The sequence below is a fragment of the Algoriphagus sp. Y33 genome (assembly GCF_014838715.1).
GTDB lineage: Bacteria > Bacteroidota > Bacteroidia > Cytophagales > Cyclobacteriaceae > Algoriphagus.
In genome coordinates, this window is the sequence record NZ_CP061947.1 from 4,168,336 (window position 1) to 4,184,814 (window position 16,479).

The 16,479-nt window shown below is 43.1% G+C and carries 12 protein-coding genes; 7 read left to right on the forward strand and 5 right to left on the reverse strand.

Annotated features, from left to right (window positions below; translation table 11 throughout):
• Positions 1 to 144 precede the first annotated feature (144 nt).
• From ID165_RS16690 to ID165_RS16715, 6 genes are all read left to right on the forward strand, one after another.
• Positions 145 to 3,618: a SusC/RagA family TonB-linked outer membrane protein gene (locus ID165_RS16690; protein ID WP_192346191.1), complete on the forward strand. Its 3,474-nt coding sequence runs from the start codon at positions 145 to 147 to the stop codon at positions 3,616 to 3,618.
• Between the two features lie 29 nt (positions 3,619 to 3,647).
• On the forward strand, positions 3,648 to 5,108 hold the full coding sequence (locus ID165_RS16695; RefSeq protein WP_192346193.1) for a SusD/RagB family nutrient-binding outer membrane lipoprotein: 1,461 nt from the start codon (positions 3,648 to 3,650) through the stop codon (positions 5,106 to 5,108).
• Between the two features lie 31 nt (positions 5,109 to 5,139).
• Positions 5,140 to 5,583 carry a hypothetical protein gene (locus ID165_RS16700; RefSeq protein WP_192346195.1) on the forward strand — a complete coding sequence of 148 codons (444 nt, stop codon included), beginning with the start codon at positions 5,140 to 5,142 and terminating at the stop codon, positions 5,581 to 5,583.
• 65 nt (positions 5,584 to 5,648) lie between these two features.
• Positions 5,649 to 6,818: a histidinol-phosphate transaminase gene (locus ID165_RS16705; protein WP_192346197.1), complete on the forward strand. Its 1,170-nt coding sequence runs from the start codon at positions 5,649 to 5,651 to the stop codon at positions 6,816 to 6,818.
• A gap of 14 nt (positions 6,819 to 6,832) precedes the next feature.
• On the forward strand, positions 6,833 to 7,969 hold the full coding sequence (locus ID165_RS16710) for an AEC family transporter (RefSeq protein ID WP_192346199.1): 1,137 nt from the start codon (positions 6,833 to 6,835) through the stop codon (positions 7,967 to 7,969).
• Positions 7,970 to 8,236: 267 nt separating this feature from the next.
• Complete coding sequence (locus ID165_RS16715) at positions 8,237 to 9,007, forward strand: DUF6503 family protein (protein ID WP_192346201.1); 771 nt, start codon at positions 8,237 to 8,239, stop codon at positions 9,005 to 9,007.
• A gap of 21 nt (positions 9,008 to 9,028) precedes the next feature.
• On the opposite strand, the gene ID165_RS16720 is transcribed toward ID165_RS16715, so the two are convergent.
• Together ID165_RS16720 and ID165_RS16725 are read right to left on the reverse strand one after the other, a co-directional pair.
• Entirely contained in the window at positions 9,029 to 10,015 is a 987-nt protein-coding gene (locus tag ID165_RS16720) for an alpha-E domain-containing protein (RefSeq protein ID WP_192346203.1), read from the reverse strand.
• Between the two features lie 14 nt (positions 10,016 to 10,029).
• Positions 10,030 to 11,454, reverse strand: a complete 1,425-nt coding sequence (locus ID165_RS16725) for a circularly permuted type 2 ATP-grasp protein (protein WP_192346205.1) — start codon at positions 11,452 to 11,454, stop codon at positions 10,030 to 10,032.
• A 261-nt stretch (positions 11,455 to 11,715) separates the two neighbouring features.
• Here ID165_RS16725 and ID165_RS16730 point away from each other — a divergent pair, with 261 nt between their 5' ends.
• A complete protein-coding gene (locus tag ID165_RS16730; RefSeq protein WP_192346207.1) occupies positions 11,716 to 12,621 on the forward strand; it encodes a YitT family protein in 906 nt (301 codons plus the stop codon).
• Between the two features lie 168 nt (positions 12,622 to 12,789).
• Here ID165_RS16730 and metG read toward each other — a convergent pair whose 3' ends face one another.
• The 3 genes from metG to ID165_RS16745 all read right to left on the reverse strand — a co-directional run bounded on the left by metG (position 12,790) and on the right by ID165_RS16745 (position 16,172).
• Positions 12,790 to 14,850, reverse strand: a complete 2,061-nt coding sequence (metG, locus tag ID165_RS16735; protein ID WP_192346209.1) for a methionine--tRNA ligase — start codon at positions 14,848 to 14,850, stop codon at positions 12,790 to 12,792.
• Positions 14,851 to 14,917: 67 nt separating this feature from the next.
• Positions 14,918 to 15,490: a GrpB family protein gene (locus tag ID165_RS16740; protein ID WP_192346211.1), complete on the reverse strand. Its 573-nt coding sequence runs from the start codon at positions 15,488 to 15,490 to the stop codon at positions 14,918 to 14,920.
• Between the two features lie 49 nt (positions 15,491 to 15,539).
• Positions 15,540 to 16,172: a TetR/AcrR family transcriptional regulator gene (locus tag ID165_RS16745; protein ID WP_192346213.1), complete on the reverse strand. Its 633-nt coding sequence runs from the start codon at positions 16,170 to 16,172 to the stop codon at positions 15,540 to 15,542.
• Positions 16,173 to 16,479 lie beyond the last annotated feature (307 nt).

Genomic DNA, 16,479 nt, shown 5'->3' on the forward strand with positions numbered 1-16,479 from the left:
GTTCGAGCAAAAGCTTTGGTGAAGACCTACAGCTAAAATCACACTAGTGAGAGCTGGATAACTATCCTATTCAGTTCTATGAATGATTAGCAATTGACCCAAAATAAATACGAGTTATCATTCTAACCACTAACCTGTTAATCTATGCTCATCAAATTTACCCGCTACCTGTTGGTTGCAGGGGTGACGGGAGTGCTGGCACTCCCAATCTCCACAAAAGGCCAAAATCTCACCCAATCTGCCAAAGGCCCAACTTTCGACCAGAAGTCGGACAGAAAAAACATGGAATCAACGCTAAAGGAGCTCGAAGATCTGTATGCTATATCGATAGCATACCCTTCCTCCCTGATAGATTCAGAAACAAAGATTCCCGCCGCCATTAACTCCAAGCTTACAGCCGAGGAAAACCTGCAACGCATTCTAAAAGGAAGTAAGCTTCACTTTAGGAAAGGCGCCGGAAACTTTTATATGCTTGAACAAACAGCAGATGAAGAAGGGACAGCACCTATCACAACAGGCTTCTCCAATCAGCTACCTACCAATACTCTACGAAAAACAGAGCGCACCATCCAGGGAGTGGTGCTCGACGATGACCAAATGCCTATTCCCGGCGCAAGTATCTTGATCAAAGGCACCATGAATGGTGTAGTAACCGACATAGACGGAAAATTCTCTCTGACACTGGCAGACGATAATCCTGATGCAATTCTGACGGTTTCCTTCATAGGATTCACTACCCAGGAGGTAAAAGTCGGAACCACTTCCATGTTCACTATCACGCTAGAATCATCAGATTTGGCATTAAATGAAGTAGTCGTCACGGCCTTCGGCCTCGAACGGGACAAAAAAGCCCTGGGATATTCCACACAAAGTGTAGATGGAAATGCCCTTACAGAATCTCGTCCCACTAACGTGGCAAACAGTCTCTCAGGACGGGTAGCAGGCGTGCAGGTAACCGGAAATTCCATGCCGGGCAGTGGAGCCCATATTGTAATTAGAGGATCATCCTCAGTAGGTGGAAATAACGAACCATTGGTGGTGGTGGATGGGGTTCCGTTGGAACAAAGCTCAAGCAGGCAATATGGAAACGGCCTCTCTGAAATAAGCCCGGACAATATCAAAGAAATGAGCATTCTGAAAGGCCCCACAGCTGCTGCTTTATACGGTTCTCGTGCGGCCAATGGAGTCATTATGGTTACCACCAAAAACGGGGCAGGGACCAAAGGGCTGGGCATTGAGTTCAACAGCAATATGACTTTTGACAACCCGCTAGTTAAGCCGGATTTCCAGAACATTTACGGTGGCGGTGCCGGCTATAGAACTTGGTATGTAGATGGAAGAAATGGATTCGACGCAGACGGCATCAGGGGAACCGCCGGAGTGGATGAAAGCTGGGGTGCTCCCATGGACGGGAGACTGGTACCGCTTTGGTATTCCGCTCCTGAGAGAGTAGCGTTACTTCCCCAGCCAAACAACTGGGAGGATTTTTGGGAAACAGGCCAAAGCTTCTCCAATACCGTCGCACTTTCCGGAGGAAATGAGCAGGGAAGTTTCCGTCTGGCCATAGGCAGATTGGATCAGACCAGTATTATGGCAGATAATGATTATTACAGAAACAACTTCAAACTAAATACTTCTTATAAATTCATCCCCAAACTCCAGATGAGTGTGAACGCCGAGTACGTCAAATCAGGTTCAGACAACAGGGGATTTACAGGCAGTCAAGACTTTATTTGGGCTCATAGACATACAGATTATACCAAATTGAAAAACTGGGAGGATTACTACGAAGTACAAAGGCAAACTTTCCGGCCTGGAGATGATTACCCCTATGCCAACTGGCAGCATGAATACTTTTCCAATCCATTTTTCAACCAAAAATATTTACCCAATTCGAACGAAAAAGACCGTTTGGTGGGAAGTATTGCGCTTAACTATGATATAAGTGAGCATTTCAGCATCATGGCCAGGTCTGGAACCGACTACTGGAGCGATACCCGAATAAATATCAATAGCGCAGAAAGTTTCAAAAACAATGTCAAAAGATTTGGGTCGTACTCAGAATCAGTATTGACCAGTCAAGAGACAAATAGTGATCTGATTTTGACTTTTAACAAAAATCTGACACAAAGGCTTTCTTTGAAAATACAAGCTGGAGGAATACACAGGGTCAATAACTATAAAAGCACCGGAGTCAGTGTAGGTCAGCTTACCGTTGATGGACTATACAACTTGGGTAATTATGCTAGCCCGGTAGATCCTTCAAGTTTGATTAGAAAAAGAGTTGTGAACAGTGCATTTGGCTCAGCACAATTCGGATACAACAATTATTTGTTTCTGGATGTAACCGGAAGAAATGACTGGTCAAGTACACTTCCAAAATCAAACCTTTCATTCTTCTATCCATCAGTAGCTTTAAGTGCTGTACTGACAGATATTTTCAATGTACAATCTGACTTCCTTTCATTTGCAAAAGTCAGAGCCAGCCTTGCTCAGGTTGGTAGCGATGCGGACCCTTACAAAGTGCAGCAAGTATATACTTCCGAAGGTCTTTGGGCCGGAACTACTCCTATGTATGCTGAATCAAATGAAATTGCAAATAGGACGCTAAAGCCGGAAACTACAAATGGAAAAGAAGTGGGTTTAGACTTGAGGTTTTTTGAAGGAAAAGTAGGATTGGATTTCACTTATTACCATCAATCCACATTCAATCAGATCCTAGCAGTGGCCATTTCTTCAGCATCTGGTTATAGCAATCAGATACTAAATGCAGGCCTTATCACAAACCAAGGAATTGAACTAACAATTAATGCAACTCCTATCAGAACTGCATCAGGGTTCAGTTGGTACACAGCATTGAATTTTGCTAGAAACCGTAACAAAGTAGAAGAGCTAGCCGAAGGACTGGAAAATTTAATTTTGGCTTCGCAAAACTCTTTGACATCTGAAGCTCGTGTAGGTCAGCCTTATGGCTCGCTCTATGGAAGAAGGTATTTAAGAAGCCCAGGAGGAGAACTCATTTACAACAATGGCCTACCTATTTTGGAAGAAGGGACTTTTGTTTTGGGAAATATCCAACCTGATTGGATTGGGGGCTGGACCAACTCATTTACATACAAAGGCCTTGAAATCAACACCCTAATCGATGTGAAAATGGGCGGGGATATATTTGACGTGGGTACCGGACTCGCAAGAAAAACAGGTCAATACGCCGAAACAACCGCTGGACGTGAAGAGGGAGTAATCGGACAGGGGGTAAAGAACATAGGAACTTCAGAGGAGCCTGTGTATGTAGCAAACGACGTAATCGCAAATGCTACTACTTTCTGGAATTCACAGAATCCACGAACCTACCACGAAGCTGGCATTTTTGACGGCTCCTTTATCAAGCTTCGTGAACTCTCTCTTGGCTATGTATTCCCTAAAAATTTCATGGGTAATAAGTTCATCCAAACCATGAAACTCTCCTTTGTGGGTCGAAATCTGGCTATTCTTTATAAAAACCATCCGCATATGGATCCGGAAGTAGATATGAAAGGCGGCAATGGACAGGGATTCGCTTATGGACAAATGCCCACTACACGTAATATGGGATTCAATCTTAATGTGACATTCTGACCTAATCTTCTACTTATTAAGAACTTATCATGAAAAGACTATACATCTCCTCCATCGCAATACTTCTGTTAACGTTCGGCACAATATCTTCTTGTACCGGGGATTTTGAAGAAATCAATACAAACCCTAACGATCCCATTTCTGTATCCCCATCCTTGCTTTTACCCAATGCTATTCAAATAGTAGTGGACAGGTACTGGGGACATAGCACCCGATACGAAAGGTTAAATATCGACGCGGCCATGTGCTGGATCCAGCATCTCTCAAGGAATATTTACATCAATGCCGAGGGAGATAGCTATGAAATACCCCTCACTATCTCTTCAGGAACTTGGAACAATCTTTACAGAGAATCCCTGATCAATTTTGAAAAGGTCAAAACATTGTCAGGACCGGGCGGGTCCTACGAAAACACCAACTATGTGGGCATTGCTATGGTCATGCAGGCATTTACCTATGCATATTTAACTGATGTATTTGGACCTATCCCCTACTCAGAAGCATTGAAAGGTACGGCAGAAGAAGCCATAAATTCTCCAAAATATGATTCCATGGAGGAAGTATATGCAGGCATTCTAGCCGATTTGACTGAAGCAAATGACCATCTCTCTACTTCTGGTCCGGCAGTAGTCGGAGACATCATGTTTAATGGAGACATCATGAAATGGAAGCGTTTCGCCAATTCACTTGCGTTGAGAATCGCCAATAGACAAGCGGTCAAAAAGCCCGCAGAATCAAAGGAAATCATGACTCGAATACTGGCTGACCCTGCAAAATACCCGATTATAGAAAGTAATTCTCAGACAGCGGAATTAATTCACTTCGATGTAATCGGCAGCAGAAACAAGATGTTTGATGTGTTCTCCACCCGTTCGGATTGGAACATCAGTACTACGCTAATTGACGAACTACTTGCTCTTGATGACGAGAGGATCACGGTATATGCACAGCCATTGGAAGACGGCACCTATGCAGGTCTTCCCAACGGGCTGACCGATGCGGCAGCCGGCAACTTCAATGCCTCCAGAATTGGACTTAAATACCTGGATCCTACTGCCCCCAGCGTCTTGATGACTTATGCAGAAGTGGAGTTTATCAAAGCAGAGGCAGCTCTGGACGGAGATATAGAGGGAGACGCTGCCCAATTTCTTGAAAGTGCGATCAAAGCATCCTTTAATCAACAAGGACTTACTATGCCAGACGATTACATGAGCCGCATAGGCGGGGTAACAAAAGAAAGCATCATGACCCAAAAGTGGATTGCACTTTTCGGACAAGGAGTCGAAGCATGGAATGAATACCGCCGCACAGGCTATCCTGTGATGCCTGCTCCCCACCCAAACTCAGTGTTTTCCAACGACGGAGTGCTTCCCACAAGAATAGAATACCCTACTTCAGAATACTCTCTCAACAAAGCAAATCTCGACGAGGGTGTAAGCAAACTAGGTGGTGCCGATAACATGAGAACCCCGCTCTGGTGGGTAGAATAATCCAAATCGATCTACACTTATTAAAATCTATATGAAAAAGTCATTCAACATATATTTAGTACTGGCAGCTTTTGCCACTATTGCTTTCACCCAGTCCTGTGTGGAAGCTGAAGATTTGGTGACCCCAAATGTGGCCGCACCTGTTTTGGTTCTGCTTGAAGGAACTTCCTTCGACGCAGAATCTCCTGTGACTGTTGGTTCCAAATTCTTGGAACTTGACAAAACCAACATCCTCGACCACACCAAGGGTATAGACTCCATTCCTGTCCCCAACCTTGATATCGCTGTCTTCATCAATAACACCGATGAAATAGCCAAACTGATCACCGACACAAGCGGCAGTGCCGAACTGATCATTTCCTGGGCTGATCTGGGGTTGGCGGAAGCCAAAAGTGGCAACCAGGTTCGATTGGAATTCACAGGGACTTACAAAAACGTAGCATTCAGGAAGTATCATACAGTAAGAGTCAACTAATATACTATTCATAAAACCAAAAATTCATTCCTACAAATCTTTCCACAAACTCATTAAAAAAAGCTATGAACCACTCTATTAACAGAAGAAATTGGATCAAATCCAGCCTTATGGCTGTGGGAACAATGGCTGTAGCCCCGGCTTTCGCCCTTCCAAAAAACAAAGCACTGGCTGCTTATCAGCCAGACTCTATTCTTAATGAGCACATCCCAACTTTCCGATACGACGAGGCCCGGCTTGTTGCGAAACTAAATGCAAATGAGAATCCATACGGTCCATCTCCTAAAGTGATCAAAGCCATTACGGACTCTATCACTTTGGGTAACCGGTATGGCCATGGCGAGGCTAAGGTACTTATTGATATGATCGCCGAAAAAGAAGGTGTAAGTCCAGATCATATTATGTTATCTCCCGGATCATCAGACATACTTGAAAAGACAGCGTTTGTGCAATTCATGAACGGAGGCAATGTAGTATCAGCGGATCCTTCCTACATGTCCTTGATGAATACTGCCCAAAAACTTGGGGCAACCTGGAAGCCTGTTTTATTGACTGGAGATTATCAGCATGATCTGGATGGTATGGCCAAAGCTGTGGACTCGGAGACCAACCTGGTATACATCTGTAATCCAAACAACCCTACAGGATCTATCACCGATGCCAAGAAACTCAGAGCATTTTGCTCTTCCGTATCCGAGAAAACACCTGTATTCGTAGATGAAGCCTATCTGGAATTTCTGGAAAAACCCGAAGAAAGCTCTATGGTGGGGCTTGTGGCCGAGGGCAAAGACGTAATGATTGCCAGAACATTCTCCAAAGTCCACGGAATGGCGGGACTCCGAATCGGATATTTAGTTGCACTTCCAGAGCGGATTGAAAGCATCACTTCTAAAGTGAGAAGCACTATGGGACTTTGCGTCACCTCATTAAACGGTGCTATTGCAAGCATGAAAGACCCTGGCTTCCTCTCAAAATGTAGAAGCATGAATACCGAATGCAGAGAATACACCAAAGGCGAAATCGCTTCCCTTGGATACGATATCATCCCTTCACATACAAGTTTTATGATTTTCCCGCTTCGCATGGACGGACAGCCATTTATGAAAGGCATGTACGACAGCGGCGTAGGCATCAGAGTATTCAATATTGACAACAAACCGTGGTGTAGAGTAAGTATGGGAACCATGGGCGAAATGGAAATTTTCGTCGATGCTTTCAAAAAAGTAACTGCCTAAGAGTATAACCAACTATGAGTATTGCACTTCAGAAGACCCTATCGCTGCTCCTGTTAATAGTTATCGGGATATTTCTCCAGAAAAAACTACAAAATGAGGATCAGAAAAAGGGGTTAAAGACTATAATTCTAAACATCGCCTTACCGGCAATGATTTTTGTTGCGTTGTTGAAAATCGAAATCAATCCGGATCTGCTGATTCTTCCCGTTTTGGCTTTAATCTTCAATATCGTGATGATTTTCCTTACCAAGTATTCCTTGCCGTTTTTTGGCATCAAGGCAAATACTCCGGCTATGCGAACACTGATGCTGCTTCTCCCTTCTCTGGCTCCGGGACTGACATGTTTCCCATTCATAGTAGAATATCTGGGCGATGACGTGCTGGCCTGGGCAGCGCTTGCAGACATTGGAAATAAGCTATTTGTATTGGTTTTAGCCTATTTGCTCGCCATGTCTTGGTATTACAAAAACCAAAAGCTGGAAGCTAGGTCTAATGGACAAAAGGTCAAAGAATTGCTGATAACCATGGTAAGCGAGCCTATCAATCTCGTTATTCTAGTCGCTATAGTTCTACTCAGCTTCGGATTCAACATGGAAAGTATGCCGGCATTTCTTGGCGAGTCCATCCTTATGATGAAGGACATGATGACTCCTTTGGTTTTGATTTTCATAGGAGTAGCTGTGATTTTCAAATGGGATCAATTACGTATGATTACCTCCATACTCACTTTCAGAGCAGGATTTACATTTCTGCTAAGTGGTCTCTTTATCTGGCTGGTACCTATGCCCTCGGAGGCCGCCGTATTACTTGCTGTGGTATTCCCGCAGAGCGCAGTGAGTTTTTGGCCATTTGCCCATATGTCGGCTATCAGAAAGTTTGAATATGAAAATGAAGTCCAGAAGAACAATCCAACCTTTGATCTTGAATTGGGGATCAATGTGCTGGCTGTATCCATGCCCTTCAGCACCTTACTGGTGCTAGGGGTATTCACTTCCGGCAGCTATTTCACATCCCCTCTTCACGTATTATCAATTGGCGCATTACTAGTAGGAGCAGCTTTATTGCCAAAAGCCATACAATTGATCAAGAGCTCCGATTTCAGCTTTGACTCAGTTAGAGAAAAAGTACTGAAAGACAGCTCAGCGGAGTAACACAAGTTGGGTTAATAGAATATATCCGATAGGTCTGATCAAATGAAAATGCCCGAGCTTTGCTTGGGCTTTTTTGATGCAATTTATTGTATGCCCAAAAGCTGACCCCAAACGCACAATTCCTGCGGGTTTTGAAAAGGGCGCCTATTGCTTTACACTTATCACAAGCTTGGGACAATTCACGGACAAGTTGAAAAATGTATTGAAATTATTCGATTGGGTATATATCAATTTCCTTTTAAATTGAATCTCCAAACACAACACGACATGCGCAAACTCAGTCTGGCTCTTGCCAATTTAATCATCCTTTTCACTAGTGTTTCTTGCCAAAACAAAGTGGAAAAAAACCTTCCTGAGCTTTCTCAGGAATTTACGACAATTCTGGATGCTCACGGTGACTGGCGAAAATGGCGCAACGCCAAAGCTGAAAGCTATGCCATGATCCATGAGGGAGTTATGACTGAGGAAAATGCATTCATCAATCTGGACAGTAGGAAAATACGGCTATCAACTACAGAATTTGAGATTGGTTTTGACGGGAAACAGACTTGGATTAGCCCAAACAGAGAAGCCTACAAAGGAAAATCCGTTAAGTTTTATCACAATTTGTACTTCTATTTTTTCAATATTCCCTATGTATTTACAGATCCCGGTGTGACGGTGGAGAAAATAGCCGACAAATCCCTTAATGGTAAAAAGTATCCGACTTTTCAAGCCAAGTTTGAGCCAAGCACGGGCTATAGCCCGAAAGACCAATATTTCATGCTGATCAACCCGGAAACCAACCGACTTGAGTACCTTCTCTATAACGTCACCTATTTCGGTGATGAAAGTCCACCGCTCAATGCACTGAAATATGAGGATTACCGCAATGCTGACGGAGTTTACTTCCCGAGAATCCTTACCGGGTACACTTTTGAAAACGACTCTACCAAGAACATAAGATATCAAGTCACTTTTGCCGATGCCTTACTTCTGGAAGAAGAGTTTGATTCAGAGATTTTTGACAAACCTACAAATGGAGTTTTCGCAGACTAACCCGGTAAAAATTCCAACCCGTTAATTCTGGGTTTGACTTTGGGTCTGAACGGTATGATTATCCCTGATCGTGAAGAAATTAGAGTCCACCAGATTAGAAATCCCATTGATCTTCATCTGAAGATTATCGAGATATTCGTGTAGTCCAAAACCTATAATTTCACTTACTTCGGCAAACTCCAACCTTGACCGAAGCTCACCCATAGCCTTTTCTGCCGAGTTCATATATCCACCTCCCATATTTCCGGAGATATTGTGGAGGCATTTTTCAGCTTCTTTGATACAGTAATATATAGATCTGGGGAAATACTTGTTCAATACCAGAAACTCCACCACGCAAGATGAGTCAATATTCCCGTACAACCTGCGGTAGGTATTGAATGCGGTAACTGATTTCAGCAAAGCCATCCAATGCAGAAAATCAAGAGGCGTGCCCACTTCCTGATCCGAGGGCAATAAGATGTGGTATTTCACATCCAATATCCTGGAAGTCTTATCCGCTCGCTCCAGGTATTGACCAAGTTGCCTGAAATACCAACCTTCGATCCTCGCCACACTGCTATCTGCGATACCATAGATCAGCAAAATCTGGTTTTTTACTTTCTCGAAAAACGGCCTGGGGTCTTCTTTTTTCCAAACCTTTCTTTCCAAACCTTCCTGCATCATATAGTAAAGCTCGTTGGCTTTTTCCCACGTCTCCTTGTTCAGATTTTCACGGATAATCCGTGCATTTTCCCTCGCATTCTTTATTGTGGAAAGCATAGAGTTGGGGTTCTCAGCATCGAATCCCAAGAAAAACAGCACCTGATTTCTCTCATAGCCCTTGAACCTTGACTCATAAAGCTCTAAGTCTCCGGTGGCTGCGATCAGCGGATGCCACTGTTCTTTCAAATCTACAGGCAGATCTTGCATCAGATTGAAATTCACATCTATAAATCTCGCGTAATTCTCCGCACGCTCCAGGTATCTTCCCAGCCAATAAATACTATTCGCTACTCTGCTTAGCATATTCTATCTCTTTATTAATATAAAACCCAAGTATCCTTACTTCCCCCACCTTGGGAGCTGTTTACCACGAGTGACCCCTTCTTGAGAGCCACCCGGGTCAATGCACCCGGAATTACTTCTATCTCCTGCCCGAATAATATGTATGGTCTTAGATCCACATGCCTGCCACTGATCCCTTCCTCAGTCAATGTAGGAACAGTGGAGAGTGACAGCGTAGGCTGGGCTATATAGTTTGTCGGATTATTTCTGACCAATTCTCTGAACTTAGCATGCTCTTCCGGAATGGCTTTGGGGCCGATCAGCATTCCATAGCCTCCCGCCGCATTGGTTTCCTTCACCACTAATTCCTCAATATGGTCCAGCACGTATTTTCTATCCTCTTCCTCCCTACACAGATAAGTGGGCACATTGTTCAGAATAGGCTCCTCGCCCAGGTAATACTTAATGATTTTTGGCACATAAGCATAGACAGCTTTATCGTCTGCAACACCCGTTCCCGGAGCATTCGCCAGGGCAATATTTCCGGCTTTATAGGCTTCAAAAAGTCCCGGAACCCCAAGCATGGAATCAGGATTAAAGGTTTCGGGATCAAGAAAAGTGTCATCGATCCTGCGGTAAAGCACATCGATTTGCTGCAGTCCCTTTGTGGTCTGCATATACACCCTCTTATTTTCCACAATCAAATCAACCCCGTTGACCAGCTCCACTCCCATCTGCAAAGCCAAGTACGAATGTTCGTAATATGCTGAATTATAAATCCCCGGTGTCAAAACCCCAACCACCGGCTTTGGTTTGTCAGAAAGATTCTGAAGCATTCGCAGCAGTTTTGTAGGATAATTGGACACAGGCATAACGCCTTTCTGATTGAAAATATCCGGGTACACCCGTTTGATGATCTCCCTGCTCTCCAGCATGTATGACACTCCTGAAGGACATCGGAGATTATCTTCTAATATATAGTACTCCCCATCTTTACTTTTTACCAGATCTGTACCTGTAATATGGCACCAGATGCCTTTTGGAGGAGTAAGCCCTATACATGGCTCAAGGTAATCCTTACTCTTGAGAATCAAATCCGCAGGAACAATTCCATCATTTAGAATATTCCGGTCATTGTAAATATCCTGCAAAAAAAGATTAAGTGCCTGAGTCCGCTGCTTTAACCCAGCCTCAAGTTTCTGCCATTCAGAATTGGGAATTATTCTGGGAATAATATCCAGATGCAGAATTTTCTCCATGCCCTGATTGTCGTGGTAGACATTGAAGGTCATTCCCATCGACCGCTGTGTCTGATTGGCAGAATGCTGAAGATGATTCATCTTCCGAGAGCTAGTCTTTTTCAGATGATGATAAAATTCGTTGTAATGTTCTCTGATCTCCCCATCTGCGGAAATCATCTCATCATAATGTTCCCCTGCGTTGTAACCTTCGGTTTTCATAATTCTATCTAAATAAAACAAGCTTCAAAAAGATAGATGAAAAAGAGTAATTGTCAAAAAAAATAATGAAATAGGTTAAAATATTTACTACAATCACTATTCCAATCACGTTTTATCAACAAACTAACCCATTTATTACCAATCTCTCATTTAAACGACTCAAAGAGTTTGCCTTTTATTTTGACTTAAGATAGGTAATTATTCCTTCGCGATATGCATTTTTAAACAGAAGGGTTGGTTAAAAAACTCTATTTTCGAATTATGGTGAAACGGCTATTAAAATTTCAGGACAACAAACTCGTTAAGAGAATTACGATTTGGAGACAAATCAAGGACGGGTTATTTATCGCCATAGGTGTACTGATGGCAAGTATAGGTTTGAAGGGATTTTTACTGCCAAACGGATTTTTCGATGGCGGAGCCATGGGAATGTCCCTGCTGTTGGAAATGCTCACCCCTGTCAACCTTTCTGTATTGATTATTCTGGTCAATATGCCTTTCATCGTTTTGGGAGCCAAGCAGGTTTCAGTGCCGTTTGCCATCAAAAGCACACTTGCGATATTCGGATTGGCTCTTCTGGTGCATTACATAGAAGTTCCCGCCATCACTGCGGACAAATTGTTAATTGCAGTTTTTGGCGGTTTTTTCCTGGGCTCCGGGATAGGATTTGCCATCCGTGGAGGAGCTGTGATCGATGGTACAGAAGTACTGGCGATCTCTGTAAGCAGAACATCAAGCTTGACCGTGGGTGATTTTATCACCGTTTTCAATGTTTGCCTATTTATCGTCGCAGCAATATTCGTCGATCTGGAAACAGCCATGTACTCTATGCTGACCTATTTCTCAGCCTCGAAAACAGTAGACTTCATCATTAACGGAGTGGAAGAATACCTTGGCGTGATGATCATGTCCCAGCAAGCCGAAGATATCAAGCAGATGATCTCTTATGACTTAGGACGGGGTGTGACTGTACTGAAATCCGATGGAGGCTACGGTGACAAAGCCAACCTACTTCCAGACAGAAAAGTCCTATTCTGTGTGATTACCCGCCTAGAAGTCACCAAAATGCTGCTGGAAATCGAGAAAATCGACTCAAAAGCCTTTGTAATCCAGTACCCCATAAAGGATACCAAGGGAGGGATGATCAAGAAAAGACCGCTTCATTAGTCATTAGAAGCTAGATCCTAGTATCAAGACGCTAAACACTAGAATCAATAGAGTAGAATCAAGACCAAAGACAAAGAGCCAGAAAATTCAGCACCTGTTGCTACTGAATTCTCTGGCTCTTGAATCTAGAATCTGTGCTCTAGCTACTTAACACCTGCTACTCGCTACTTAAGATATCGCCGAGCCATTCGCAGTACCTTCATGTGGCATCATCAGCTTCAACTTTCCGTCTTTGTCTTCAGCCATTAGAATCATACCTTCACTATCGATGCCCATCATTTTTCTCGGGGCTAGATTGATCAGCATAGTCACTTGCTTTCCAATCAAATATTCAGGCTCGAAATGCTCCGCCACGCCGCTCAACACCGTACGGTTTCCAAGCCCCGTATCCACTTTCAGTTTGAGTAATTTCTTGGACTTCGGCATTTTCTCTGCTTCCAGAATGGTAACCACACGCATATCCAGTTTTGCGAAATCATCGTAGGTAATAGTATCTTTCATCACAGGTACCTGTGTATTTTCTGCTTCATTCATTTTTTTGGCTTCTAGTAGTTTTTGTACTTGTTTTTCAACAGTCTCATCTTCGATTTTCTCAAACAACAATCCCATCTCCCCCAGCGAAGTCCCCGCTTTCATAAGTTCTTTCTGACCGGCTTCATTCCAATCAATTTTTCCCATCCCGAAAAGATTTACCAGTTTGCCTGCAGTAAAAGGCAAAAATGGCTCAGAAACTATCGCAAGATTAGCAGCGATATTCAGTGCAATATTCAAAATGGTTCCCGTACGGGGTTCATCGGTTTTGATCACTTTCCACGGCTCAGTATCCGCCAAATATTTATTTCCCAGACGAGCCAGATCCATCACTATGCTCAGCGCTTCACGGAATCTGTAGCGCTCGATAGAAGCTGCTATTTTCTCCGGAAACTCTGCCACGGCATCCAACACCTCCTGGTCATACCCCGTCAATTCACCTCGCCGAGGGATAATTCCCTGATAATATTTATGAGTCAGAACCACTGCACGATTCACGAAATTCCCGTAAATGGCAACCAGCTCTGAGTTATTTCTTGTCTGGAAATCCTTCCAGGTAAAATCATTATCCTTAGTCTCGGGAGCATTTGCCGTAAGCACGTAGCGCAACACATCCTGCTTACCGGGAAATTCTTCCAAATACTCATGAAGCCAGACAGCCCAATTTCTAGATGTGGAAATTTTGTCTCCTTCCAGATTCAAAAACTCGTTGGCAGGCACATTGTCAGGAAGTATGTATTCCCCGTGGGTTTTTAAGATTGCAGGAAAAATAATGCAGTGAAACACGATATTATCTTTCCCGATAAAGTGTACCAGTTTGGTATCCTTATCTTTCCAGTACGGCTCCCAGTCAATTCCTTTTTCCGCAGCCCATTCTTTGGTCGAAGAGATGTAGCCTATCGGCGCATCAAACCATACATAAAGGACTTTGCCTTCCGCATCCTGCAAAGGAACTTTTATCCCCCAGTCCAAGTCACGTGTCATCGATCTTGCCTGCAGCCCTTCCCCGGCTTCTAGCCAGGAACGGCATTGTCCCAACACGTTGTTTTTCCAGTCAGTTGCATGGTCTTCCAGAATCCATTTCTTCAGGAAATTCTGGTATTTGGCCAAATCCAAAAACCAATGTTTTGTTTCTTTCAAAACAGGCGTTCTTCCACTGAGTTTTGATTTCGGGTTGATCAGTTCAGTAGGGCTCAGCGAGCTGCCGCATTTTTCACATTGGTCACCATACGCATGCTCATTGCCACATTTAGGACAAGTTCCTTCGATATATCTGTCAGCCAAAAACTGTCCTGCCTCTTCATCGAAATACTGCTCAGTGCTTTGCTCCAGAAATTCTCCCTTTTCATAAAGATCCTTGAAAAACCCCTGTGCTGTCTCATGATGTATTTTGGCAGAAGTTCTGGAATAATGGTCAAAACTGATCCCAAATTCAGCAAAACTTCCCTTCATAATCTCATGGTAGTGATCCACCACTTCCTGAGGGGTTTTGCCTTCCTTTTTAGCTTTAATGGTAATCGCCACACCATGCTCATCCGAACCACAAATGTATGCGACATCCTTGCCTAGACTTCGTAGATAACGCACATAAATGTCTGATGGAATATAGCATCCCGCCAGATGACCTATGTGAAGTGGCCCATTGGCATAGGGAAGTGCGGAAGTAATGGTATATTTTTTGAAATTCTTGCTGCTCATAGTTTATTTCTCATGTATCAAATCAGGAAAATGGTTTTCCCAATTGACCTTTCTTATTATTCTTATTTTAACTGCCAGCCAAAGCTAATACTTGTCGGACAAACTCATTTTTTGACAGCACATAGGCTCCTCTGTCATTTTTAAATTTCTCAGCGGATTCTAATTTTAACTTTTCATAAGCTTTTGCTTGTTCAGGGTTAGCTCTGAGAAAATCACGGAATTCCCGCTGCTTCACCGTGATGTTATTTTCCGGGCACATATGGATATGGAAGATTTGCTCAGGCTTTCCTTCTAAATTATATCCTTTACCAAAAGACATGTAAGCCTCAATATTCTCTCTTTTCGGCACAAAAAAATAAGTATAACCAATGGCAGTCAGCGCTGATATTATATCTTCATTAAAAAGCAATTCTTCTCCAATTACTATTAGGATATCTATGTAAGGTTTTGCCTTTATTCCGGGGATGGAAGTACTACCTACATGCTCAATTAGGATAGGCTCAAAGGTTTTAATTTGGGAAAAAATCAACTCTTTTTCCTTCTGGAAAACAGCACTCCACCGAGGATTGTGGCTCTCAAGATGAATTGGAAAAAATCGGTTCCAATCATCTTTTTTTAACTCATATAATGGATTGCTCATTTCTTTTATGACTAGAGCACAAAGATAGGAAAATCAGCCAAAGCCTTTCTTACGCACTTGCAAATTCATTGCGTGCTTTATCAGTCATGATTCCATTGTAAATAATAGTGATCGCCTGATCATAAATATCAGCAGGAGGTATTTTCATCCCCTTTTGAATAGGCTCGGGAAATTGCCCCCTAAATTTGGGATCCATAAGTGATTGTACGGAAGCCGCATAAAGCATCACCACCAGGTTGATGTTTATAGATGGCTTGACCATACCCTCGCCGATTCCCTGCTCCAGCAATTTCTTAAACCGGACATGGGCAGACTCTTGGATATAATGTGCCAAATCCTCCCAAATTTCAGGGGCATGTTCCCTAAGATCTTCGAAAAGCTCCGGGTTGATAGGGCCAAGCACTGAAGCCATCACTGTCAGCGCGGACTTCAGTTTGAGCGGAAAAGAAATGTATCTGTTTTCCACTATTGCTTCCACTTTGGCTGTCAGTTTGGTTTTTGTGACTTCAAACGAAGCAGCAAGCAAGTCCAGTTTACCTGGATAGTATTTATATAGCGTTTTTTTACTCATTCCCAGCACTTGGGCGATATCGTCCATGGTAGCTTGGCGATACCCCTTTTCTAGAAAAAGTTTGTAGGCCGCATCCAGAATCTTGCTTTCAGCACTTGCTTTCTTACTCATATGCATTTAGTTAAATAGGGAAGGTAAAGATTTAAAATAATGGTAGGATATACCAGAAAAAAATAGACGGAAGACCGAAGACGGAAGGTGTATCATTGAGATGACAGTTGAGATCTTTTTCTGACCTCAAAGATTTTGTCTTGGAAATGATCCCGCTAAGGCCCTAAGGTGCAGTTTTATGTAAAAAGTGGGACAGCATATCTGACTTTATATAAATCAATATATGTATATCCGCTTTTCTGCCAGTAAAAGCATCATAGGATTCGGAAAACACTAGTGTCAAGGTCACGTCGGTCACCCGTCTTCG